Origin of the sequence: Lentibacillus juripiscarius (assembly GCF_042685205.1) — a bacterium.
In the GTDB taxonomy this organism is placed as follows: domain Bacteria; phylum Bacillota; class Bacilli; order Bacillales; family Amphibacillaceae; genus Lentibacillus; species Lentibacillus juripiscarius.
In genome coordinates this window covers 80,065-105,336 of sequence record NZ_JBHUNA010000009.1, presented here as the reverse complement: position 1 = coordinate 105,336, position 25,272 = coordinate 80,065, and the positions used below count along the sequence as shown (strand labels likewise).

Below are 25,272 nucleotides of genomic sequence, written 5' to 3'. Positions count from 1 at the left end.
ATGCGGAAAGGTTGCATAGTCCAGTGCAATTGGAGAATTTTTTGCCAACGTCGTTAAGTATAAACTGACTGATTGGTCTTATTAAACCTAAATATTCGGCTTATAATCCGTCCAATTATAAATCCTCACAAATTCCACACATTTAATTAATAAAATAAATAATGTTTCTATATTGTACTTTTGTTGGAGAAATTATATGTATCATACTTTAGTATACCATAAGCAATTTTCTAAGCTATACGTTTTTTACTCTAGCTAATAAGTTTGGAGGAACCATAATGAAAAGGATTATCTTTTTAGGCATCACAATAATGTTAATTACCCTTGTAGGCTGCAGTAATAAGAAAGAATCCGGGGAATCCATTATTGATGGACCGTCAGAGGAAACGGTTTCTATGCTTTCAAGCAAGGCAAAAGGAGTTGATATTGAATTACCTTCATTTGTAGCGGCTCGTCCCGCTCTCGTTCAAGAAAACTATGCTTTAAGCTACCAATATGCGGATGTGTTACAATACATGCCTTGTTTTTGTGGATGTGTCAATCAAGGTCACAAAAGTAACTATAATTGTTTTATAAAAGAACATAGTGAGAAAAATGTAACATGGGATAAAATGGGGTTAAATTGTGATATTTGCAACTCCATTGCCAGAGAATCGATTGCTTTATATGAAGAAGGAAACTCTTTATACGATATCAGAAATTACATTGATGATAAATTTGGAAGTTATGGTCCGTCAACCGAGACGCCAATGCCCGAAAAAACGATGTAGTAAAGAGGTGCAACTATGTTAAACAAAAAGATCATCATTATTCTTTTTGTTGTAGCTGTATTTTTCATTTTGCTGATTGTATATAATTATACGTTTACTGATCCTTTCGTGAAGTCTTCCGTCGAAAGTGGAGAAGAAATCTATGAACAAAATTGTATGCAATGTCATGGTGAAAATGGACGCGGCAGGAAAATGAATACTGCCACTACCCTTAACAATCAGGAGTTTTTAACGTTAGCATCAGATGAATTGTTAAAGGGAGTCATTTCAGAAGGACGTAAGGGGACTAAAATGCCTTCTTTTCACGTTGACTATGGAGGAAATTTGACTGGGGAACAAATAGGAGATGTTGTATTGTATATGAGGTCTTGGCATAAACAAAACGTTGAGATGGAAACACCAGATAAAATCACAGGTGATCCAAATCTTGGACGCAAACTATACAAAAATAATTGCCTTTCTTGTCATGGTAAAGGCGTAGGACCATCAGTGGTGAATAAAGCGTTTCTTGAACAAGTATCGGATGAATTTCTATGGGATACGATTGCATATGGAAGGTCTGATACAGCGATGGGGCCGTCTTTAAAAGGGACTGGTGGAATTAGGGAGCTAACTAAAAAAGAAATAAGTGCTATTGTTCGTTATTTGAGGAATATGGAAGACTAAGGGAGGGGCTGTCCAGGAAATGAATTTAACCAACTTTTTAGGACAGCCTCTACTCTATACTATAGGAAGTACAATGTGCCCTACGAGTATAATTGTTATAATTTAGAAAAATGAATAGAGATTAATTAGAAACCTCACAGATAATACAAATTTTTCAACTAAAATGAATGATGCAATCAAAAAATGAGGGTTGTATATGAGCAGTAAAATTCTAGTTGTTGATGATGAATGGAACATGAGAAATTTAATTAAGATTTATTTATCAAAGGAGAATTTTCAGGTTGATGAAGCAGTAGATGGAAATGAAGCTATACAAATGGCTGAACAAATCCCTTATGATTTAATGGTTTTAGACATCATGTTACCAGATATTGACGGATGGGAAGTTTGTTCAACCATTCGTAAGAATGAACGAATGCCCATCTTGATGTTGACTGCTCGAAATGATATTAAGGATCGAGTTCATGGCTTGAATCTTGGTGCTGATGATTACCTGATAAAACCATTTGCTCCGGAGGAATTAGTTGCCCGTGTTAATGCCTTGCTTCGCCGGGTGAATGTTAAAAAAGAGGAAACCAATGGAACTATAACATACTTTGGAGATTTATCAATCGACAGTGAAAGTAGAGAAGTCAAGGTTGAAGACACTCCAGTTGAGTTAACGCCAAAAGAATTTGATATTCTTTATTCAGCAGCGAGTCAACCCAGAAGGGTATTTACTCGTGAGATATTATTAGATAGAATTTGGGACTCCGATGAGATTCGTGATTTGAGAGCGATTGATACACATGTGAAAAATATCCGGGAAAAACTTCGAAAAGCAGGACTGTCCTTTAATCCAATCAAAACGGTTTGGGGTGTAGGATACAAATTTAATACACAAGAGGATCAAACATGATATGAATAAAATTGTTCTAAAACTCGGTGGAACCATAATGGTCTTATTTTTAGTCGTGTTGTTACCTCTTGGATATGTTGCGAATCAAATCTTTACCAGTTTCTATTATAATCAAGTTCAACAAGAGGTAGATGAACTATCTCAAAAGTATGCTCTTACCATTACTTCTCTTAAAAATGAGAAATATTTAAATATGTTTAAAACACTGGCTGACTTAACCAACAAAGAAGTTTATATTATTAATGCTAATGGAAAGGTCATAGCAGACTCCGGGATAAAAATAGAGAATCTGTCCAGTAAAGATATAGGCCTGTTATCGAAAGGGGAGCCTATTCAAAAAAGGTTTAGTGATTCAAGAACAGAGAGCAGGTATCTTGGTTCGGGCTATCCTATCATCCAATCGGATACATTTAAGGGCGTATTCTTTGTATTGGCTTCCATCAATGATGTTAAGGAACCTGTTAATAAAATCAGGGATTTATTAATATTGTCGGCAGTTGGTGCGTTATTCTTAGCACTTGGTTTCACATTTTTACTGTCTAAGAAAATGTCAGATCCGCTTTTAGAGATGGAACAGGCAACTCGCGAAATTGCAAAGGGGAATTTAGACATACAGGTAAGTATTCCTTCAAACGATGAAATAGGTTCATTAGGAAAAGCAATTAACGATCTTGCACTAGAAACGAATAGATACCGATCTAACCGAAGAGAGTTTTTTGCAAATATATCGCACGAATTGCGTACACCGATATCATACCTGAAAGGATATGCTCACGTGTTAAAACAGGGTCTTTACCGAACAGAGGGAGAAAGGCTTCATTATTTGAATATCATTGAAAATGAAACCGAGCGGATGGTCAGATTAATCAATGATTTGTTTGATTTATCCAAAATGGAAGAAGGCAAAATTGACCTTCAAATGTCTACTATCGACCTTACAGAAGTGTTAGAAAATGCCCTTTTGAAAGTCAAAATGGATTTCGAAAAGAAAGGGCTGACGTTAAAAACCCAAATCGATGAGAATGTTCCTTATATCGAGGCTGATGGTATCCGTTTAGAACAAATTTTTACAAACCTGCTGGGGAATGCGGTTCGATATACAGAAAAAGGATCCGTCAGTGTTAACGTATGGAATGCAGGTAACAAAGTACATGTAATCATTGAGGACACGGGTGTTGGAATTCCTGAAAAAGATCTTCCACTTGTTTTTGAACGTTTTCACCGTGTTGAAAAGTCCCGCTCAAGAAAACTTGGTGGAACAGGATTAGGATTGTCCATTGTAAGGAATTTGGTTGAACTGCAAAATGGGACTATTTCGGTGAGTAGCCAAGTAGGAAAAGGAACGAGATTTCAGCTAAGTTTCCCTGTAGCTGAGTAAGGAGGCAATATGAAAAAGATAGAATGGTTAATCGCCGCACTATTGATTGCAATGGGCTTAATGTGCCTTACTGTTTCTGCTACAACGATGTTGAGGACTGAATCCATAGAGCCCTATCTGAAAACGTTCCTGCATCTTTGTTTATGGATGTGTTTACCAATCTTAATTATAGGGATTGTATATTTTGTATTTCTCAAGAAACGTAGGAATAAGTGAAGGCAAACGTGAAAGAAACTAATGATAAAAACTGCTATTAAAAATGATGGAGGTAGTAACTATGATGTCTATGATGGGTGGAGGCATGATTCTAAACATGGTAATTTGGATTATTGTGCTGGGATTTTTAATATATGGAGTAGTCTTATTAATAATGAAACCCTTTGAAAAGAAAGAAGATTCATCAATAGAAATTCTTAAAGAAAGATATGCACGCGGGGAAATTGATGATCAAGAATTTGAAGCTAAAAAGACTGTTTTAAGAAATAAAGATTAAAAATTTCTTTTATCCTCACAAATTCTACAAATTTGTTGTCTATACTAAAGATGTCCTAGTATTAATGAGTAGAAAGGAGATGAAGACATGAAACTGAAAAAAGTGCCATTTGCATTATCGTTTGCCTTTGCCGCTTTATTAGTAATAGGAACAACAGCATTTGCCCAAGAACCAGATAACAATGGAATGGGTAACATGATGAATGGCAATGGCAACGGAATGATGAACATGATGGAAAATGGAAACATGTCTCAAATGATGGAAGCAATGAATTCACCTGAAGGGCAAAAGATGATGAACGGCTGCGGTGATTTCATGGAGTCCTATAGTGATAAAAAAGAAGATAAGTAACTTTTTGCAATCCCCCTTCATTAATAAGGCCCCAAATTGGGGCCTGATTTTTATGGCTCCTTCAGAGGTGAATGATTAATGGAAAAATGGTTTCTGTCAATTTACGATATGGTAATGAGACCGCTTGGAGGAAATTCAACAAATGAGCAAACCAGATGCTAAAATTTTGCTGTTCAAGCGTGTTAGGAGGATTCAAGCGTTTTTAGGAAAAACAAAGGGTGTATTAACTCCACTATGGAAAATGTGATGGGTGCCATTTCATTTGAACCGTGACACGCTAGTTCTAATAGAGCCATCAAGTCGATTTTAATAAAAAATCCTTTTGTAAGGGATTGCTTTTATCTATATTCACAAAGTTGTCAAATTACTCTCGTCACTTTTAGTTATTTTTCTTTATTAAGAGAGAACCCAACACCAAAAAGGATTGTTGGGTTTATTGTTGCATTAATGTGGGCTACAAATGGTACGGAATATGAGAAAAATCATTCCCTCACAAAATCTACATATTTTATGACTATAATCTATAAAGGTTAAATTTCAGGAATGTTCTTCTCAATTCCAGGTCCTGAGTACAAAGATAAAGGGATTGAAATTGTTGTAGTTAGTGTAGTGTAGACGCAACAGATTGGTCATCTTTTCAACTCACAGATCAGTATGTTTAATATTGCTGGTCAAGTACGGAATAGGACCTATTCCCACTATGGTTTTTATAATCCATGAGGTGAAGTGGTCAAAAGGTGTTAATGGTGCTTTAAAACTGATTAGAAGGTTATTTATAAAAGGTTTAACCGTGGATAAATTTTTGAACACAATTATGCGGGGGATACAAATGAATAAAATTAAATGTGAATGTGGACACGTGAATCCGGAGGGCACAGTGCTTTGTGAGGCATGCGGCAAACCAGTGGAAGAAAACCAGCATATCGATGGCAATGATAAACGCAAATTGCTCAATATGCGATATGACGGAAGTGCCCGCCGATCACAGACATACAATAAATCGATTGTTGATAAAACATGGAATTTCTTTTCCTCGGTAAAAATCGGGGTCTGGCTGATTGTTCTGGCTTTGGTTGCCTCGGCCATTGGAACCATTTTCCCGCAGGAACAGTACATACCGGCAAATGCCGTTTCTAGGGATCCGGCTGTTTTTTATGAGGCACGGTATGGAATGCTCGGGCAAATTTACTATCAGCTCGGCTTCCATAATTTGTACGGTTCATGGTGGTACATGCTACTGATTGCACTTATCGGTATTTCTCTGATTATCTGCAGCATTGATCGCTTTGTTCCGCTTTACAAGGCGCTGAAAATGCAGAAACCGAAGCGGCATGCAACGTTCATTAAACGGCAGCGCCTTTTTAGTGAAACGGATCAAGTAACGGTAAGTGAAAAAAGCAAATTGTTTTCCGGTTTGCGGAAACAGCGCTATAAAGTGCATGAAGAAAATGGTCATGTATTAGCAGAAAAAGGGCGTTTTTCCCGCTGGGGGCCATACGTAAATCACATTGGTCTTATTATCGTCCTGATTGCAGCACTGCTGCGTTTTACGCCCTTTATGTATCTTGACGAGTATGTCTGGGTCAGGGAAGGTGAACAGACTGTCATCCCTGGAACAGAAGGGGAATACTACATCAAAAATAAACAATTCATTTTGGAAACGTATGATAAGGACGATGAAAGATTCAGGGAAGCAATTGCGCAAGAGGGAGAAGTAGCCAAAAATTATCAGACAAATGCTGTTATCTATAAGGAAACAGGGGAAAGTGTAGCAGGCGCTGATCCAAAGCTGGAGAAAGTAAAAGAAGAAGAAATACGCATGAATCATCCGCTGAAATTTGACGGTTACACGCTTTACCAAGCCGGCTATCAGCAAAATGAATTCAAAAGCATGACCTTTAAGGTTCATCGAAAAGAAGACCCTGATGAAAAGGCACTCGGTTCATTCACGATTGACTTGACGGAGCCAAAAGATGAATACAAATTGGACAGTGGATTCCGTGTTGTTGTTAGTCAATACTACCCGGATTATGAGCTGGACGATGCAGAACCGGCATCCAAGACAAATTACCCAAGAAATCCTGCATTTGTTTTCTCGGTACATCCTCCTGGGGGAAATGAAGAACCTGAGATGAGCTTCGTCGGCATCGGAAAAAATGTTGATGCAACCGACGAAAATGATTACAAATTGGGTATTCAGGATTTTGAAACAAGATATGCAAGTGGACTGACCGTCCGGCGTGACCACACATTGCCATTGTTCATCATCGGTGCTGCTATTTTCATGATTGGTGTTATTCAAGGCATGTATTGGCATCATCGCAGAATTTGGCTGCATCCGAATGGAGAAGGCATGATGATCGCGGGTCATACAAATAAAAATTGGTTCGGTCTGAAAAAAGATATTGAACAGATTATTTCCGACACCAATGTAAACATGGTTGATGACCAGCAGGAACTGGAATAAAAATTCGGACGGATTCGGAGGAGGATATGAATGGATTCACTAATCAGCATCAGCAGTACCATGCTATATACGGCGTTTATTCTTTATTTGGTCGCTACCCTTTTCTTTGGTGCGACCATTAAAGGAAAAAAAGAGGATACAAAGAAAAGTGTCAGCGGGAATATTGGAATTACTATAACAATTATTGGATTTCTAGCGCAGCTCGTCTACTTTATTACAAGGTGGATGGCAAGCGGACATGCTCCGGTGAGTAACTTATTTGAATTCATGACATTTTTCGGTATGGGACTTGTCTTTGCATTCATCATCATCTACTTCATCTATCGACTTAATATTTTAGGCTTGTTTGCATTGCCGATTGCAATCATAGTTATTGCCTATGCAAGCATGTTTCCGACCGAAATTGCACCACTCGTACCGTCATTGCAGAGTCACTGGCTGTACATCCATGTAACAACCGTTTCCCTGGGTGAGGCCATTTTATCCATAAGTTTTGTCGCAGGACTAATTTACTTGATTAGACAAATTGATCAGTCGGTCAGCAGCAAGCGTACTACTTGGCTGGAGGCAATTTTGCTATGCCTGTTTATATTTGCAGGCTTCAGTATCATTTCTGTTGCATTTAATATAACCGGATACTCTGCTGAATTTGAATATTCCTATAACGGACAAACAGTAAAAACTGATTACCATCTGCCTCCGATAGCAGGCCCAAATGAGGGGAAACTAATCACAGGTGACCGGATGAATCCCTTGTTTGATGCGCCAGGCTGGATGAAAGGTGTCGATGCGGCAAGGAAATTTAACACGATTATTTGGTCTGTGCTGACCGGGTTAGTATTATACGGTTTGGCCAGGATAATTCTGCGCAAGCGTATTGGCGCTGCTATCCGGCCGTTTCTGCAAAAGGCCAAACCGGATATGCTTGATGAAATATCGTACAGAGCAGTTGCCATCGGATTTCCGGTATTTACACTTGGCGGTATAATCTTTGCATCCATTTGGGCACAAATTGCCTGGGACCGATTCTGGGGATGGGACCCTAAAGAAGTATGGGCACTGGTCACATGGCTCTTTTATGCGGCATTTTTACACTTGCGCCTTTCACGGGGGTGGCATGGTGAGAAATCTGCATGGCTTGCTGTCGGCGGATTCGCGATTATCATGTTCAATTTGATTGCGGTTAACTTGCTATTAGCGGGTCTTCATTCGTACGCATAAAGAGGAACTTCATCCATTAGGGGCTCTTGCTTACCTTAATTGTAAAATTTATTGCATTAATTCTTATATTCGGGGGGCTTACACTTTGTTTAGCTGTATTAAGCGATAGAGGAACTACTCTAATTGTAATTCTAAATGCATGCATTACGCCTATTAAAAGTTAAAAGTCAAGGGATAAACGGGAAAGACTGTTCTAAATGAACAGTTTTTCTAGTAAATCAATAATTAGCCAATTAGTGAGGTGAAACAAAGGTGAATAGAGAAAGAAAAAGAAAAAGAAGAAAGTACTTTAGAATATTTTTATTGCTAATAATGCTGTCAGCCGTCATATATGCACTTTATTTAAACATCTTCAAAGAGCAATATAACGTATCAAAAGGTGATGATGCTCCAAATTTCTCCTTAGAAACACTTCAGGGTGAACGTGTCCAATTAAAAGATTACAGGGGGAAAGGGGTGTTTTTAAACTTCTGGGGTACTTGGTGCAAACCTTGTGAAACAGAAATGCCTTATATGGAAAATGCATATAAAGTCTTTAAAGAACAGGGTGTTGAGATTCTTGCAGTTAACATTGAGGAATCCAATTTAGTAGTCAGAAACTTTGTTGATAAATTTGGGTTAACCTTCCCAATTCTGATGGATAGGGGTGGAGAAGTAACAGAGCTGTATGGCATTGGTCCTATACCTACAACTTATTTAATTGACAAAAACGGCAAAGTAGTGAAAATCATTACAGGAAGTATGACTCAACAAGACGTAAAAGAATATATGAACTTGATTAAACCATGAGTTTTAAAGGGAGATACTCTTATGCAGGATTTAAATATTTTATTTGCATTCGGAGCTGGTTTGTTATCTTTTCTTTCACCCTGTACGTTGCCTATTTATCCAGCTTTTCTGTCTTACATAACTGGAATGTCCGTTGATGACTTAAATAATAAAAAAAGTGTTCGAAAAGTTACAATACTGCATTCCGTTTTTTTCTTAGTTGGATTTTCCGTTATATTTTTAGTGTTAGGATTATCTGGTTCTTTCATAGGTTCTCTGTTCATTCAAAATAAGGAGTTCTTACGACAAATAGGGGCCGTTCTAATTTTCTTTTTCGGGCTCGTAATTACGGGTATTCTAAAGCTAGATTTTCTTATGACGGATAAAAGGATTAAGTTTAAAAGAAAACCATCAGGTTATCTAGGGACCGTTTTGATTGGGATGGGGTTTGCAGCTGGATGGACTCCATGTACAGGGCCAATTTTAGCTGCTGTAATTGCATTGGGTATGACAAACCCGAGTGCTGCATTATTTTACATGATGTGGTATGTAATAGGGTTTTCAATTCCATTTCTCCTTCTAACTTTCTTTATTGGGAAAGTTAAATGGATTAACAAATATAGTAACCGCATTATGAAAATAGGTGGCTATATAATGGTTGTAATGGGAATTGTACTATACTTTGACTGGATGACGAGGATTATTTCATTTTTAACAAACCACCTTTTTGGTGGATGGACTGGTTTTTAATATGGATTTAACGATAATGATGTTTAATATGCTTTGTAATGTGTACCTTGTGATAATTATGTTCCACACTATAGTCATTGGTGCAGGACAAGCAGGATTAATAATGGGTTATTGCTTAAAGCAATCTAATCGTTCTTTTCTCATATTAGATAAAAATCAAGAAGCAGGAGAAGTATGGTATAGGCGGTATGATTCCTTAGTTTTGTTTACCGCAAGAATGTAAATAACATTATATATTGAATAAATTGAATACAGTCTAATTATGTTAATTGAGGACGTAAAAGGTGAGATAGATGAATCAGAGTATGAACAATTAAAATCAATTGTAAAAGAATAAAAACGAATGCTGCACAAAAAATGGTGCTTATTTTTGTATGGTAATATAGGATTATCTTTCTCAACAATCAAGGTGAGAAAGTATTATAATGAGGCGGAGGATAAGTTTAAATGATAAAAAAAGCAATGATTACTGTAACAATTTTTTCAGGTTTACTGATAGCAGGATGTAGTAGTAATGATGGTAACAAAGAAGCAGCATTCGAAGTCCCTTTTGACGGTTCTATAGAACATGTTCATGGTATGGGTTATGCTGGAAATGATAATGGATTGTATTTTGCTTCCCATACTGGATTAAAGATTTATCGTGAAGATGAATGGTTTAAAACCTCAAATAATTTTAATGATTATATGGGATTTAATGCGGTAGATGAAGGTTTTTACACATCAGGTCATCCGGGAGAGGATTCAGATTTACCTAACCCAATCGGCATACAGCGTAGCTTTGATGGTGGTAAAACATTGGAAAGTCTTAAGTTTGAAGGGGAAACGGATTTTCATGCAATGGCAGTAGGTTATAATAGTCATGATATCTTTGTCATGAACCCAGCAAAAAATTCGAAGTTAGAACAGGGTTTCTACAAAAGTCAGGATGAGGGTGAATCATGGGAAAGTGTGAATGCTTCTGGATTAGAAGGTGAAATATTTGCTTTGGCCATCCATCCTTCCGACTCAAACCACTTTGCAGTAGCAACAACAAATGGTGTTTTTGTTTCAAATGATGGAGGATCAAATTTTCAAATAATCACAGAAGCAGTACAAGGAACGGCAGTATTTTTTAACGAAGAAAATTTATACTATGCAAGCTATAGCACTTCTCCATCCCTAGTTAAATATAATATTGAAAGTGGTAAACAAGAAACAATCAATTTACCCGATCTAACAGAGGACGGGCCTGTTTATATTGCTCAAAACCCACAAGATAATCAGGAGTTTGCTATCTATACAACAAAAGGGCAGGCCTATATAACAAAAGATGGTGCAGAATCTTGGGATCAAATTTTAGAGAATGGAAAAGTAAATTAAACCATAGTGAGTTGAATGAAAATGTTTGACCTTTTTAATCCAATTAGCGGTTTGTTAAGTGGACCAATTCATGGACTGGCATATGGATTCGAACATATACCGATACTATTCGCTTTTTTCCTAGGTGTAGTTGGAGCAGTTGCCCCGCGTCAGCTTACAGGTAATATTAGTTCAATTACTATTTATGGGAATAAATCTTTAGTAGATAAGGTTCCCTGGATACAGGTTACTCTTATTTATATTAGGGAAGATTGTCGTATTTTCTACACTCGGGATTATTATTTGGCAATTGGGGCAAGAAGTCCACAGTGCTTTATCACAAATGTTTCCAATCCTACGTAAACATCCTATGGTGTCATCCTCCCTTCCATATTTGGAATTGGTACATCCTTTCCGCTTGTGTTGTTATCTTTTAATTTGGTGTTTTGGAGTAAGTGGCCCTATTAAATAAAAGTACAAAAAATTGGTGCTATTACCAAAAAGGTGGCTAGGGTATTGCTCCTTCTTATTGGTATCTTTAATACACTAACCTATTGGTAGTAAAGAGGTCCATTATGTTTAATAAACTATCTTTTAAAATTGGATTACTATTTTTCGTGTTTATCTTAATCATTGAGTCTTTTTTATTTTTTATACTATATACGAACCTGGTCAATGATCGCATTGAAGAAGTAATGGGTAATTTATTGGCACGTGGAAATACCCATAGTGCTGTACTTGAAGATGATTTCGAAAGTCCAACATTAAAACATGTTGGACTAATGGAATCTGCCTCTGATTACGTAGTTATAATTACCGATGCAACTGGAAATATCCTGATTAACTCTGACCCTGTTGAAGAAGAAATGTTGGAAGTAATCGAACATACTGATTATGAAGATATGCCGGTTGAAGGTGAAATTGTTGAAGAGCGATGGAATAAGAGAGAATATATTGTAACAGATAGCCCAATTACTATTGATGGAACGCATCAAGGTCACGTCTTTATGTTTGCTCACACAAATAATATTAAAAAAATTGTCGATCAATTAAGTGATCAATTTTTCATTGCGGGCATCATTACGTTAATTCTAACAATTATTACGATTTTTATACTGTCTAGGTTTATTACACTTCCATTAATTAAAATAAAGGAAGCAACTGAACAGCTGAATGAAGGTAGTAATAAGGTTGAGTTATCTGCGGAACGAAAAGATGAACTAGGAGAGTTAGCGAATTCTATTACACTATTATCGCAAGACCTGGATCGATTAAAAAATGAGAGAAATGAATTTTTGGCAAGTATATCACACGAACTTAGAACACCATTGACCTATATAAAAGGGTATGCTGATGTTGTCAACCGTCAGGATATAACTGAATCCGAAGTAAAAGAATATGCAGCAATCATTCGAGAAGAAACAGAGTATTTATCCGTATTGATCAAAAACCTTTTTGATCTGGCAAGACTGGACCAGAGCCGATTTATCATTGAACGTGAAGAGGTTCAGCTGTGTGATTTGATTCAATCAGTGGCTGACCGGATGAAGCCGGCTTTTGAAGAGGAAAATATTATATTTACAGCCAATTGCACAGACGGGGGCGAAGTGGCTTTTGTGGATCCGGAACGCTTTCAGCAAATTTTATTGAACATCCTTGACAATGCCAAGAAACATTCATATGAAAGTGGTGAAGTCTTTCTTGAGGCAGCTCATACGACGGGGGGAATCCATATTACCGTTTCGGATGAGGGGGAAGGAATACCTGAAGAAGACCTACCGCATATTTGGGATCGGCTGTATCGTGTAGAAAAGTCCCGCTCAAGAGAAAGTGGCGGTTCGGGACTTGGTTTGGCTATTGCTAAAGAGATTGTCGAATCACACGGTGGACGAATTGCTATTGAAAGTGAATGGGGAAAAGGGACCCAGGTTCGGATAACGCTGATGCGAGGTGGTTATGTTGTATAAGGTTCTGCTGGTTGATAATGAAAAACGGATGCTAGATCTGCTAGCCCTATATTTAAAGCCCCATCATTATACGTGTCAAAAAGCGCAGGATGCTCAGGAAGCATTAGCATATATCGAGAAGGAAACGTTTGACATTGTTTTGCTTGATATTATGATGCCTGATATGGACGGCTGGGAACTTTGTCAGGAAATCAGAAAAATATCGGAAGTACCGATTATAATGGTAACAGCCCGGGATCAGAAGGATGATGTCGTCAAAGGGTTAATGCTTGGAGCGGATGATTACATAACCAAACCTTTTAACGAAGATGAATTATTAGCAAGAATTAAAGCTTTACTAAGGCGCCAAAAGCCTGTCAATCATATTAAAATCAATGGTCTTCTCTGGGACGGAGACCGATATGAACTTTCCTATCAAAGCAGGCCAATTAAATTAACACCTAAGGAATTTATGGTACTGGGCCATTTAATGAAACATCCCAATCAGGTGTTCACAAGAGAACGACTGATCGAATTAATCTGGGGGTTTGATTCAGATACAGAAGGAAGAACGGTTGACTCCCATGTTCGGAATATGCGGGAAAAAATCAAGCAGGCAGGTTTCCCGGTTGAAAATTACTTTAAAACAGTTTGGGGCATAGGGTATAAATGGTTGGAGGAATCCTGATTGCTTATGAATAACTTGTCACACTTTCTTGATAATTTCTCAAAAACATTTCTTTATGATAATCATTGAAGGGAGGGACATACATTGAAAAAGAAACTTTTGATTATTGCATTGACGTCTTTTTTGGTATTGGGTATCGGTAATATTGTTATGGCAAAGAGCACACCTGACAATGGTGGCCAACCCGGATTGAGCTTTGAAGAAATGGTTCCTTTTATGCAGAATATGCACCCAAATATAAATGAGCAGCAAATGGAGAAAATGTATCAGGATTGCCATGGCTCAAACGATAATAGAACCGGCGGAAGTATGCAGTTCCAGAGGTAGACGTGAGTCAATAATTTACTATATATTGGTTTTACCCCTTAACATGAAAAACAGGGCTGTTCCCGTTAAAACAGCCCTGTTTTTTTGGTTTTCTAACGCGGGAAGCTTGCCTTTTTCTAGTATGTTTATATCCATTCACTGGCCGGGTATATTTTATAGCAAAATTCATACAATAATTAGGTGGTGTAGTATGTAAATACATAATTCAGATTATCAAATATAAAAAGTGGCCATATTTTGTGCAGAGTTTCATCATCTCTCCTTTATCCATTTTTACTAGTTTGTTACAAATTCTGCACAAAAAATGCATATAAACTACGTAGACTTATGAAGTGGAATACTTAAATAGAGGAGGCTATTCATGAGAAATAAAAAATTATTGATTGGGTTTGTTCTACTCATCTCAGCAATTCTCCTAGCTGCATGCGGCGGTAACAATGAAGACACAAATCAGGATCAAAACGACGAAACGACCCAGGAAGAGAACCAAGAAAATACAAATACAGAATCGGAAAGTAACGAAAATATGGAGTCGGAATCCGGTTCTGATGAAAACATGGATCATTCCGACATGGACCATTCCAGCTCGGGCGAAGTCCCTGATGACCTGGCAATAGCTAATACTCCAACCTATGAAGTCGGAAGCCAGGCAATTATAGAATCAGATCACATGGAGGGGATGCAGGGGGCTGTAGCAACAATTGATGGAGCCTATAATACTACAGCATACACTGTTTCTTATACACCAAAAAATGGCGGGGATCCAGTGGAAAATCATAAATGGGTTATCCATGAAGAGCTAGAAAATCCCGCGGAGGCCCCATTGGAACCAGGTACACAAGTTACTATTAATGCCTCCCATATGGAAGGGATGGATGGTGTAACTGCCGAAATTGACTCCGCCGAAAATACTACTGTATATATGGTGAGCTACACTCCAGCGAATGACGGTGAGAAAGTGTCAAACCATAAATGGGTAACAGAAAGTGAACTTTCGCCTACAGAATAAAGGTCGTATAAGTGTTATATTTTTGATTCTCAAAGAGCCTATTCTTAAACGATAGGCTCTTTCCTTAATGAAGATGGCATGTTTGAGTGGATGGCAATCGTTCATTACATTTGCGAGCCCTTCAAAACCAAAGCATCTTATTGGTTTATGATGCAAACTGCAAATGATATTAGGATTCATGACCAGTTATCCGGCCAATTTGGTCTTGGTTAAAAATAACTGAAAGAAGAAATGTAAAACTCTTTAATTTTTATTAACCAGTAACAAAAGGAATGACAGCAAATAACCCTGCTGCTATAACGGCAGCTGTCATATTATAGGGACTCATCGCTCTGACATATGTCATATGATCTGCCCCTGAAATTCCTGATGACATGGCAGTCATACCGGAAACTGGCGATGTTACATCTCCAAAGGTACCACCAGAAAGGACTGCTGCAATCACTAATGGGAGGGGGCTTCCAGTTGATGCCGCTAATGGAATTGCGACAGGCATCATGAGGGCCCAAGCACCCCACGATGAACCAATAAAATAGGTTACAGCTGATGTTATAGTGAAAACAATCAGCGGTATCCAAACAGCTGGTATTGTTCCGCCCAGTGTGCGTTGAATAAGTTGGATCATCCCCAAGTCCTGGGAGACATCTGAAATCGGCCATGCCAAAACAAGAATGATAATAGTTGTCATGAGTTTATTTCCACCTTTGACAAAACGATCCATTATCGTTTTTAGCTTCAATCCTTGTATCAGATATAATACGACAGAAGCTATTAATGTAATCAAAAGGGCAATTAGCATCATACGGGAAGGGGTGTTACTATTCCACATAAGGATAAAGCTTAAAGGAATCAGGAGAGCGATGGGGATGATCAGATTAAGAAGTCTTGGTTTTAAAGCTGGCTCTTCTTGTTTCATACCCATATCCATGCCGTCATCCATTTGATTCTCTTCCTTTGCGGCTACCCCCATTTGATCTTCAGCTGTCTCAGCCTTTTCTAAGTTATCCTTGTTTCTGCTGATTTCATCAGATGCTTCAAAAACCAAATCTTTATTAATATTGCCTCCTGTCTTTTGTTGACGGCTCTGTTCAGTTCCATTCTGTTGGATAATGGTTTTCATTTTTGGGAAGTTCAATGCAGGGACCAATGATGTTAAAGCCACAATAATGGATGTATAACTGAAAAACTGAAACGGTATGGAACTTATAAACATACTAATGGCAGACCCCTGTATACCAGCCGCATCCATTCCCTTCTTGATAACACCTGTTGTGTAACCGACGAAAGTGGTTGCCATTGGTATCAGGATGATGACTGGGCTGGCAGAATTATTAAGCATATAGGCAAGGCGCTCCCGTGCAACATGATAACGTTTGGCAAGAGGTTTAATAATGGCACCTCCTGCAACGACACGGAAGCCGCAATCCATGAATGTAATTGGTAGAAGTCCCCAAGATGTCAGAAGCGTTTTATTGGGTCCTTTTATATAGTCTGAAATAACGGATGCAAAAGCCTGTACGCCACCGGAGATCTGAATCAAGGCCACTAGACCGCTGAATAAGTAGAGAAACAGGAGAACGTCTAAGTTACCGGTATCCGTTAATACACCCATAATGTATCCAATTGTTTGATTGAAGGAACTGATTAACGAACCGGTATATAGTAGACTTCCTATCCACAGACCAATAAGCAGCGAGGGAATCACTTGCTTTGTCCACATAGCAAAAATAATGGCAGATAAAGCCGGTACAATGGAAAACCATAAGTCAGCAGACATAGTAATACCTCCAATAAACAAATGTAATGGTTTAGTTTTATCCATTTGTATAAATTTAAATTACTCTTTGTAATTTTAGGACGCGTAATTTTGCGATCAATCTAATTTATTTTAGTTGAAATGATTTGGTTGTTGATTAGTTGTCATTCCAGAGTTCGGAATGGTGTCTAAAGGGGTGATTTCGGAAGTCTGTTCAGAAACAGATGCATTTGGTTGGTTCGTCCACCCCATCTGAGCCATTAAATCCTCGTACAATCCAGCAATGGTCGACTGTTGTAAGGCCATGCCCGAATGTATATGCTTCACTTGCTTATCTTTCATGTTTTCTGATGAATTGAAGTTTTCTTTTGCCATACTGCTAGTGGTGAAATGAGCATCAATGGTAATATCCTGTTCACTCATTTCAAAAGTAGTATCATTTTGATTGTTGAACATTCCTGAATTGTTCGGAATTGGGGGGGAATTCACTTTTGCATGTTATTGATTCATTACTTGTACATGATTTTTTATAATCCTTATTTTTGCTTTTCTAAAATAGTTAAGATTTTTTAATTTTGAACATGATTTGCATACAGTTCTAGACGCTTAATAATTGACTTATGTGCCAGGTAAATGGTTCGCCATTAACCCTACATCTAATCATTAATATTCCTCCCATGACACTTATTTTTTATATTGCCCGAAAAAATATAACCTATTTATGTGGAATTTGAAGGTATGGTTGATCTGAAAAAGGCGGAAATAATTTGAAAGTAATATTGCAGTAAAACATGAATAGGAAGAGGGGAGACGGATGGGGTTTATAAACTAAAAAAGTGTATTTGGTATTTAATTAATTAAATGGCAGTATAATTTTTCATCAAAGAAATCCCGAACATACAAGGATTTAAAAAGAAATTTGTTTATTTGGGATTCATAGTTTGTAATAAATTTAGACAATCGTGGTCGATTTGGCATAAGAAAGAGCTTTCGTGCTGATGAAGATTTTCCAATATGCCCTATTGGTGGCGAAGATACAACTTGGAAAAATGGAATCATTAATTTCTATTAAAAATAAAACAAGGGTAGATTCTACCCTTGTTTTATTGGCCTAATCTCGTCTTTATTAAATTTGCATTACCTTTCCACTTCGCTTTATTTCAAGCTTTTTATACGCTAAAACTGAACCAAACAGTAATACACATGTAATTAATGAACCTAACGGCAACATCCCTACGACTTTTTCTGGAAAGATGAACGGGAGCAGTGGAAAAGCGTAGACTGCTGGGATACGGATAGCAACAATACGTAACAGAATGTACATTAATATCATATCTATCAGCGTTAGCAATATCCACGAATCAAGAGTGAAGTACAATAGCGTGCCGACAGTCGCAGAAATTGTCAATACCAGACTCTGCTTAAAAGCTACTTTCCCATTGTACATAGGCTTCTGCAGTGATTCATAAACAACGACAAGAATTGGCGGGATAGCTGCCAGTTGGGGATACCCCACGGCCCAAGTCAAACTAATCCAGATGAAGTTCAACACTAAAAACACTACCATGTACTTATAATGTATCTTTACTTCCGCCTCAATTCCGTTATTTAATCTAAATATAAGAACCCCAAGCATCAGTATGAAAGTAAGAATGGAAGTCGATATAATAAATGACCATCCATCAACATCTATCACAATTGGCAGTAGCCCTGTTGCAATAGATGGTGCTAGGTTCGATTGAATAAGACGCAATAAGAGCATCAAAAGCACAAGTGCGATACCTACTTTTCCTACATAAAAAATTGGTAATAAATTAACCATAAATCCAATGACAGCAGTGAGAGAAGGGGCAAAAAGAATCTTGGATGGGTGCCTGATCCATCCGGCTTCCCGATATACCCACATGGCAATTGCCATTGCAGCAAGTTCCGGCAAAATAATTTGATGATTATTCAACAGGACTGAAGTCGTAATCATGGTGATAATAAATGTAATAGCAATGACATACGAAATAATTGTTACATTCTTTGAAACCGCCGTATTCACGAGCAACTCTCCTTTTTTTACATAAGAAACCAACATGGCTACGCCTTCTCGTAGCCACCATCTACCATGAAAATGAATGGCTGCATCAGCTATCGTATAGCCCGTTTATACATGGTAAATGATGTAATTAACAATACAACCAGGTCGAAAGTTTTTTTGGTGGATCTTCAATGAAGATACCCTGAATAAGAAACTGGTTTGTGACAGTATAGAAGTACCATCTACTGTGCCCTAAGCACGTATATAAAAATTTCGAAATATACCTACTGTCATTTGTATTGTTAATTTATCTTTGAGGTGGTTTTCCAATGGAAGCAATGATTGAAAGGTGTGCAGGACTAGATGTACATCAGGAAACTGTAGTCGCTTGTGTATTATATGGGCCTTTAGAGAAAAGGCCAAAAAAATCCATTGAGTCTTTTTCAACTGCGACGGATGGGTTACTTGAATTAAGCGATTGGCTATCGTCTTTTCAAGTAACGGATGTGGTGATGGAAAGTACGGGTGTTTTTTGGAAACCAGTGTGGAATATACTGGAGAGTCATTTTCAACTGGTGCTTAATGCAAAGCATGTTAAAAATGTTCCCGGACGTAAAACGGATGTCAAAGATGCTGAATGGCTTGCCAAGCTGCTGCGCAGTGGACTAATTGAAAGGAATTTTGTGCCATCGGAAGATATTCGCAATTTACGCGATCTAACCCGGTATCGGAAAAAAACTCATACACCAACGTACTGCTGAGCAAAACCGTATTCACAAAATCCTACAGGACGCCAATATCAAGCTTACATCTGTTTTTTCTCAAATATTTGGTGCATCCGGACGACGTATTCTGGAAGCTATTATAGACGGCGAAAAAATTGAGATAAAGGATCTTCAACAAATGGTACATTGGAGAACGAAGGCAAGCATTCCGGATATTGCAAAGGCTATTAATGGCCGTATTCGCCGTCATCATCGTGATATGTTGAGATTTCATTGGGATCATATGATTTATTTAGAACAAACCATTAAGCAATTGGAAGAACAAATTGATCAGTGCCTAACCTCATACCGTAAAGAAGTTGAACTATTGGAGACAATCCCTGGTGTCAGTGAATCCGGTGCAGCCACTTTTATTGCAGAGATGGGTGTAGATATGTCGGTGTTTCGATCGGCTAAACACCTTGCTTCCTGGGCAGGTGTAAGTCCGGGAAATAATGAGAGTGCCGGTAAAAAAAAAGACAGTAAATCAACGAAAGGGAACAAGGCATTAAAGACAATGGCGGTAGAGTGCGCGCTATCTTCACTTAAGCAAGATAATCGAATTTCTGCACACCAAAAAAGGATTATGAAGCGACAAGGGAAAAAGAAAGCACGAATGGCTTCGGCTCATTTAATTTTAACCATTGCTTACAACATCTTACAAACGGGAGAACCATATAAAGAACTAGGTCCAAATTATTTACAGGAACAGAAACAAAAGAAGGAATTAAAAATGATTGAATACCTAAAAAGAAAAGGATATAAAGTAACTTCATCAGAAGGGCAAACAGCTTAGACAGAAATCATTCATTGGAATTATTTCAATTTTAAGCCCTTCAAAAAAGTTGAAATATGAAGGGCCTGGTTTAGTATTGTCATTTTTAAGGAGTTGTTTTCATACAAAAACAAGGATGAAAATCTCACCCTTGCTGTTCGTTATTTATTGACCTAAGCCAGCTGCCTTTAACGAATCGGTGTCGATACCGTTGTTGCTGACCAATTTTCCATTGATTACAACGGCTGGAACAGATTTTACGTCGTATTCTTTTGCTTTTATTTCACATTCGAGTGTGTCGCATTTTTTGTTTAAATCATAAACCACTACTTCGCAATTGTCACAAGCTAAATCTTTCACTTGTTGCACATCACCTTCACAAACACTGCAACCCGCCGTAAATACTTCAACTAATCGTTTTGCCATTTTTAATTCACTCCTTGAAACTTTTTAATAATTGGACATTCGCTTTTTGAAATCCCAGAACCAGGACACTTTTCGGTCAAGTCTTCAAGTAATGTTTTCATATGCTTTAAATTATGAATTTTTGTTTCAATTTCTTCCATTTTATTTATTGCAAAAGCGTGCATTTCCCCTGAACGAAACTTTTCATCATTTGAAGCAGCTAAAATGTTTTTTATTTCCTCGAGGGTAAACCCTAAATCCTGCGTTCGTTTGATGAATTTAATATCTTCTACGACTTCTAGAGTAAATTTTCTATAACCTGATTCCGATCGAGGTGGCTCAGAAATTAAACCACGCCTTTCATAATATCGAATAGTTTCAATATTGACGTTTGCTTTTTTGGCTACTTGGCTTATTGTTAAACCTTCCATTTCATCCCCCCTCAGTTATTAGTATGTACTCTCGACTATGGTACAGGGTCAAGAGTAATTTTATCTTTATTATTAATGTTTTTCCGTCGGTTTTTATGTTGTTTTAAAATAAGCTTGCAATGGTGATTCTCTCCATACTTTCTTGACAATTAAATAGTAGAATAATAGATGTTTAACAATTTACTAAAAGGAGTGGAAAGTATGCAAAAGAAATGGATGGTTATCTTGACTTCGGCCATCACTTTAGGTTTAATATTTACTTTTATTCAATGGGTCAGTACATCAGAGGCACAGCAGAGCTTAAGTAAGCCGAAAAGTAAGTATGCGAATATTGAATCGCCTAGTTTAGAAACGTTGACTGGGAAAGAGGACAATGGAATAAAAAAATACGAGTTGACAGCAGAAACAGTGACTCAAAAATTCACAGATGGATTCAAAGCAGAAGCATGGGGATTCAATGGCGGTGCGCCTGGACCTACCTTGGTTGCTGAGGAAGGGGATACAGTAGAAATTACTGTTCATAATAGCCTGCCTGAAGCAACATCTGTTCATTGGCATGGTCTTGAAGTACCAAATGATATGGATGGGGTTCCTCTAGTACAGGATTCGCCGAAAATTCAACCTGGTGAATCTTTCACGTATAAATTCACCTTGGAACAATCAGGAACCTATATGTATCACTCCCATACCAACGTTTCAAAGCAGGAGTTAATGGGTCTTACTGGCTCATTTGTTATTAAACCAAATAAACAAAATCAACAAGTGGATAGAGATATCGTCATGATGTTGCAAGAGTGGACACTTGATGGCGCTGGTGGTCACGGGGACATGAACATGAACGCTGAACAAGAACATCGGATGGGTACAGAAGAGTACGGTATGGAAGATGCAGAAAACGAAACAGGAGTCTATAAAGTCGACCCAATGGGAATGGAACCGAATATGTTTACTATCAATGGGAAATCCTACCCCTCAACAGAACCTATCGAAGTCAAAAAAGGCGAGACTGTCCGTATACGTTTTACAAACTTAAGTGGTAATTCCCATCCGATGCACATGCACGGGGATGATTTTAAAGTGGTTGCGGTAGACGGCAACCGGATTAATAAGTCAGCACAACTTGAAAAAAATACGATTAACGTTGCAGCGGGAGAAACGTGGGATATTGAATTCACCGCTGAAAATGTCGGTACATGGCCGATTCATTGCCATAAACCACATCACACGATGAATGCTAATGGTGAAACAGGCGGTATGTTTACCACCATCGAGGTTACAGAGTAATCTTTACTGAAAACAAAACAAGTATTGCCTTTCAACGAGTTTATCTTTCATCATCTTGTATTTAAGTGTTTATATGAAAGAGCTGGATCTAATGGGTCCGGCTCTTTGCTATATTGGGTTTATTCATTAATTTGTCTTATTTAAATCATTTGCCTTTTAAAAAAGGTGAAGATCTATAACAAAGGGATTAATATGCTCTAAATCATAGAGCGCGGGATAAATGAAAAGCTTTGGCAGTTTGTCTTTTTGAGAAATGAGTATTACATTTATATGTTTACATTTTACCGTACGGGGGTATTGTATTATAATAAGTAGATAATAATTTGGGAAAATTAAAGATGATTCCCTGAAAGGAGAATATAAATGGCTAAATTTGAAGAGGAAAATCATAACGCAGATACTAATCAAGATGATCACCGGTATCATGATAGTCATCATTACCATCATCGAATGGAAGAAGAGCAAAATAATAGCCATTCTGAACATGATGTGCACAGTCATCACACCGATGATCATGAAGGCCATGCGGACCACAGCAGTGGAGAACATAAGCATCATGATCACAACTACGGTGGCCACCACCACGATCATGGGGGGCACAATCATCATAGTCACGTACACCATGATCATGGCGATATGGTCAGTGATTTTAAGAAAAGATTTTATATATCCCTGATTTTCACGGTCCCCATCCTGATTTTGTCGCCGATGATTCAAGATTTTATCGGTGTTGACTGGGGTTTTCCGGCTGACCAATACATCTTGTTTGCCCTTGCGACATTTGTTTTCTTCTACGGTGGCTGGCCGTTCATTACTGGTGGGATTAGTGAGTTGAAAGAGAAAAATCCGGGCATGATGACACTGATTGGCCTAGCGATCCTCGTCGCGTATGGTTACAGTTCACTGACTGTTTTCGGCTGGGAAGGCAAGGATTTCTTCTGGGAACTTGCCACATTGATTGACATTATGCTGCTTGGTCATTGGATTGAAATGCGGTCAGTGATGGGGGCATCGAATGCACTTGAGGAACTGGTTAAACTAATGCCGAGTGAAGCACATAAGCTTGATGAGAACGGCGACGTGACAGATCTGCCGACAGCAGAACTCAAACACGATGACAAAGTGCTGGTAAAACCGGGTGAAAAAATCCCAGTCGACGGAACGATTTACGAAGGCAATTCAGCGATTGATGAGTCGATGCTGACCGGTGAATCAGTTCCCATAGAAAAGAATAAAGGCGATGAAGTGATTGGTGGATCTATCAATAAAGAAGGCTCAATAAAAGTAACGGTTGAGAAAACCGGTGAAGATTCCTATCTATCCCAGGTCATTACACTGGTCAAGGAAGCACAGGAGTCCAAATCAAAAACGCAGGATCTGACTAACCGTGCTGCCAAATGGCTGTTTTACATCGCTCTCGCATCCGGGTTTATCACTTTATTTGTATGGCTAATGCTTGGATATTCCTTTGATGTTGCACTTGAGCGGATGGTCACAGTGATGGTCATTACTTGTCCGCATGCGCTTGGGCTGGCAGCACCATTGGTTGTGGCGGTGTCAACATCCATTTCAGCCAAACAGGGACTGCTTATTCGGAACCGTGCCAATTTTGAAGGGGCACGAAATTTGAATGCCGTTGTATTTGATAAGACAGGTACCCTGACCCAAGGCGCATTCGGTGTCACCAATATTGTGCCGAATGACGGCTTCGAGGAAGATGAAGTGTTATCATGGGCGGCAAGTCTTGAGCTAAATTCAGAACACCCGATTGCGGCCGGCATTGTCAGCTCGGCAAACGAAAAAGATCTTGAACTGAAAAAAATTGAGGAGTTTGAATCCATTACCGGTAAAGGAATCGAAGGAAAAATCGAGAGCAAAAAAGTAAATGTCGTAAGTCCTGGCTATGTTGACAATAACAATATGGAATATAACCGGGATATGTTTGAGAAATTGTCCGAAGAGGGCAAAACGGTTGTCTTTGTCCTGTTGGATGATGAATTGATTGGAATAGTTGCACTTGCGGATATGGTTCGAGAAACAGCAAAAGAAGCCATTGCATCATTAAAAGAAAACGATATCCACTCCATTATGTTAACTGGCGACAATAAAAAGGTTGCGAATTGGGTCGCCAAGCAATTGGATATTGATGAAGTTTATGCAGAAGTTTTGCCCGATGATAAAGCTAATCAGGTGAAAACAATTAAAAACAAAGGCTGGGAAGTTGCTATGACCGGTGACGGTGTTAACGATGCGCCTGCACTGGCAACCGCTGATTTAGGTATTGCTATCGGTGCTGGAACAGATGTAGCCATGGAGTCGGCTGATGTCGTACTTGTCAAAAGCAATCCAAAAGATGTCGTATCACTGATGGACCTATCCAGAAAAACGTATCGCAAAATGGTTCAGAACCTTTGGTGGGCGGCCGGCTATAATATTTTTGCAATTCCACTTGCAGCAGGTGTGCTGGCACCAATCGGAATTGTGCTCAGCCCTGCAGTTGGAGCGGTATTAATGAGTCTGAGCACGATCATTGTTGCGATTAACGCTAAATTATTGAAAGCATAATAAGACCGGTAGCCCAGAGGCGTGTAGCCTTTGGGGCACAGTTACTAATACAAGAGTAAGAGAGCTGATACCAATACGCATCAGTTTTTACGGTGTTTTACAACTGCTATTTCTATTTCATCAATTTATCGTTTTTGGCGAGAAGCAGTACGCTAGACGGCTCGAGTCCAACGTACAAAATCTTTGTTCCTAC

The 25,272-nt window shown here is 38.4% G+C and carries 24 protein-coding genes and 1 pseudogene; 20 read left to right on the top strand and 5 right to left on the bottom strand.

Annotation, left to right across the window (positions count from 1 at the left end; all coding sequences use genetic code 11):
* Positions 1–278: 278 nt before the first annotated feature.
* From ACFSUO_RS05485 to ACFSUO_RS05410, 16 genes and pseudogenes are all read left to right on the top strand, one after another.
* A complete protein-coding gene (locus ACFSUO_RS05485; protein ID WP_382391870.1) occupies positions 279–770 on the top strand; it encodes a PCYCGC motif-containing (lipo)protein in 492 nt (163 codons plus the stop codon).
* 15 nt (positions 771–785) lie between these two features.
* Complete coding sequence (locus tag ACFSUO_RS05480) at positions 786–1,436, top strand: c-type cytochrome (RefSeq protein ID WP_382391868.1); 651 nt, start codon at positions 786–788, stop codon at positions 1,434–1,436.
* A gap of 196 nt (positions 1,437–1,632) precedes the next feature.
* The gene (locus ACFSUO_RS05475; protein WP_382391866.1) at positions 1,633–2,334 is read left to right on the top strand and encodes a response regulator transcription factor; all 702 of its coding nucleotides are present in this window, start codon (positions 1,633–1,635) and stop codon (positions 2,332–2,334) included.
* 1 nt (position 2,335) lies between these two features.
* Entirely contained in the window at positions 2,336–3,712 is a 1,377-nt protein-coding gene (locus ACFSUO_RS05470; RefSeq protein ID WP_382391864.1) for an ATP-binding protein, read from the top strand.
* Between the two features lie 277 nt (positions 3,713–3,989).
* Positions 3,990–4,205, top strand: coding sequence for an SHOCT domain-containing protein (locus tag ACFSUO_RS05465; RefSeq protein ID WP_382391862.1), 216 nt, complete (start codon positions 3,990–3,992; stop codon positions 4,203–4,205).
* An 87-nt stretch (positions 4,206–4,292) separates the two neighbouring features.
* Positions 4,293–4,556 carry a hypothetical protein gene (locus ACFSUO_RS05460; protein ID WP_382391860.1) on the top strand — a complete coding sequence of 88 codons (264 nt, stop codon included), beginning with the start codon at positions 4,293–4,295 and terminating at the stop codon, positions 4,554–4,556.
* A gap of 829 nt (positions 4,557–5,385) precedes the next feature.
* Entirely contained in the window at positions 5,386–7,023 is a 1,638-nt protein-coding gene (gene resB, locus ACFSUO_RS05455; protein WP_382391858.1) for a cytochrome c biogenesis protein ResB, read from the top strand.
* Between the two features lie 30 nt (positions 7,024–7,053).
* On the top strand, positions 7,054–8,244 hold the full coding sequence (gene ccsB, locus ACFSUO_RS05450; RefSeq protein ID WP_382391856.1) for a c-type cytochrome biogenesis protein CcsB: 1,191 nt from the start codon (positions 7,054–7,056) through the stop codon (positions 8,242–8,244).
* Between the two features lie 252 nt (positions 8,245–8,496).
* Positions 8,497–9,033, top strand: coding sequence for a thiol-disulfide oxidoreductase ResA (gene resA / locus ACFSUO_RS05445; protein ID WP_382391854.1), 537 nt, complete (start codon positions 8,497–8,499; stop codon positions 9,031–9,033).
* A gap of 21 nt (positions 9,034–9,054) precedes the next feature.
* Positions 9,055–9,762 carry a cytochrome c biogenesis CcdA family protein gene (locus tag ACFSUO_RS05440; RefSeq protein ID WP_382391852.1) on the top strand — a complete coding sequence of 236 codons (708 nt, stop codon included), beginning with the start codon at positions 9,055–9,057 and terminating at the stop codon, positions 9,760–9,762.
* A gap of 58 nt (positions 9,763–9,820) precedes the next feature.
* A pseudogene (locus tag ACFSUO_RS05435) lies at positions 9,821–9,982 on the top strand (NAD(P)-binding protein); the annotation flags it as partial.
* Positions 9,983–10,209: 227 nt separating this feature from the next.
* On the top strand, positions 10,210–11,124 hold the full coding sequence (locus tag ACFSUO_RS05430) for a F510_1955 family glycosylhydrolase (RefSeq protein ID WP_382391850.1): 915 nt from the start codon (positions 10,210–10,212) through the stop codon (positions 11,122–11,124).
* Positions 11,125–11,678: 554 nt separating this feature from the next.
* A complete protein-coding gene (locus ACFSUO_RS05425; RefSeq protein WP_382391848.1) occupies positions 11,679–13,070 on the top strand; it encodes a sensor histidine kinase in 1,392 nt (463 codons plus the stop codon).
* Positions 13,063–13,737, top strand: a complete 675-nt coding sequence (locus tag ACFSUO_RS05420; protein WP_382392254.1) for a response regulator transcription factor — start codon at positions 13,063–13,065, stop codon at positions 13,735–13,737. The genes ACFSUO_RS05425 and ACFSUO_RS05420 overlap by 8 nt, the downstream gene beginning before the upstream one ends.
* 84 nt (positions 13,738–13,821) lie before the next feature.
* On the top strand, positions 13,822–14,064 hold the full coding sequence (locus ACFSUO_RS05415; protein ID WP_382391846.1) for a hypothetical protein: 243 nt from the start codon (positions 13,822–13,824) through the stop codon (positions 14,062–14,064).
* Positions 14,065–14,425: 361 nt separating this feature from the next.
* Positions 14,426–15,073 (top strand): YdhK family protein, encoded by a 648-nt coding sequence (locus ACFSUO_RS05410; protein WP_382391844.1) that lies wholly within the window; start codon positions 14,426–14,428, stop codon positions 15,071–15,073.
* 253 nt (positions 15,074–15,326) lie between these two features.
* Here ACFSUO_RS05410 and ACFSUO_RS05405 read toward each other — a convergent pair whose 3' ends face one another.
* The 3 genes from ACFSUO_RS05405 to ACFSUO_RS05395 form a co-directional block, all read right to left on the bottom strand.
* Entirely contained in the window at positions 15,327–16,850 is a 1,524-nt protein-coding gene (locus ACFSUO_RS05405; RefSeq protein ID WP_382391842.1) for a Na+/H+ antiporter NhaC family protein, read from the bottom strand.
* A gap of 111 nt (positions 16,851–16,961) precedes the next feature.
* Positions 16,962–17,252: a hypothetical protein gene (locus ACFSUO_RS05400; RefSeq protein ID WP_382391840.1), complete on the bottom strand. Its 291-nt coding sequence runs from the start codon at positions 17,250–17,252 to the stop codon at positions 16,962–16,964.
* Between the two features lie 703 nt (positions 17,253–17,955).
* Positions 17,956–18,876 (bottom strand): hypothetical protein, encoded by a 921-nt coding sequence (locus ACFSUO_RS05395; RefSeq protein WP_382392252.1) that lies wholly within the window; start codon positions 18,874–18,876, stop codon positions 17,956–17,958.
* A 308-nt stretch (positions 18,877–19,184) separates the two neighbouring features.
* On the opposite strand from ACFSUO_RS05395, the gene ACFSUO_RS05390 reads away from it, so the two are divergent.
* Together ACFSUO_RS05390 and ACFSUO_RS05385 are read left to right on the top strand one after the other, a co-directional pair.
* Positions 19,185–19,616, top strand: coding sequence for an IS110 family transposase (locus ACFSUO_RS05390; RefSeq protein ID WP_382391838.1), 432 nt, complete (start codon positions 19,185–19,187; stop codon positions 19,614–19,616).
* Positions 19,582–20,415 carry an IS110 family transposase gene (locus ACFSUO_RS05385; protein ID WP_382392250.1) on the top strand — a complete coding sequence of 278 codons (834 nt, stop codon included), beginning with the start codon at positions 19,582–19,584 and terminating at the stop codon, positions 20,413–20,415. The genes ACFSUO_RS05390 and ACFSUO_RS05385 overlap by 35 nt, the downstream gene beginning before the upstream one ends.
* A gap of 144 nt (positions 20,416–20,559) precedes the next feature.
* Here ACFSUO_RS05385 and ACFSUO_RS05380 read toward each other — a convergent pair whose 3' ends face one another.
* Both ACFSUO_RS05380 and ACFSUO_RS05375 read right to left on the bottom strand, forming a co-directional pair.
* Positions 20,560–20,820, bottom strand: coding sequence for a thioredoxin family protein (locus ACFSUO_RS05380; RefSeq protein WP_382391836.1), 261 nt, complete (start codon positions 20,818–20,820; stop codon positions 20,560–20,562).
* A gap of 2 nt (positions 20,821–20,822) precedes the next feature.
* Positions 20,823–21,230: a MerR family transcriptional regulator gene (locus ACFSUO_RS05375; RefSeq protein WP_382391834.1), complete on the bottom strand. Its 408-nt coding sequence runs from the start codon at positions 21,228–21,230 to the stop codon at positions 20,823–20,825.
* 201 nt (positions 21,231–21,431) lie between these two features.
* On the opposite strand from ACFSUO_RS05375, the gene ACFSUO_RS05370 reads away from it, so the two are divergent.
* Positions 21,432–22,514 carry a multicopper oxidase family protein gene (locus tag ACFSUO_RS05370; protein ID WP_382391832.1) on the top strand — a complete coding sequence of 361 codons (1,083 nt, stop codon included), beginning with the start codon at positions 21,432–21,434 and terminating at the stop codon, positions 22,512–22,514.
* Between the two features lie 450 nt (positions 22,515–22,964).
* The gene (locus ACFSUO_RS05365) at positions 22,965–25,079 is read left to right on the top strand and encodes a heavy metal translocating P-type ATPase (RefSeq protein WP_382392248.1); all 2,115 of its coding nucleotides are present in this window, start codon (positions 22,965–22,967) and stop codon (positions 25,077–25,079) included.
* Positions 25,080–25,272: the final 193 nt, after the last annotated feature.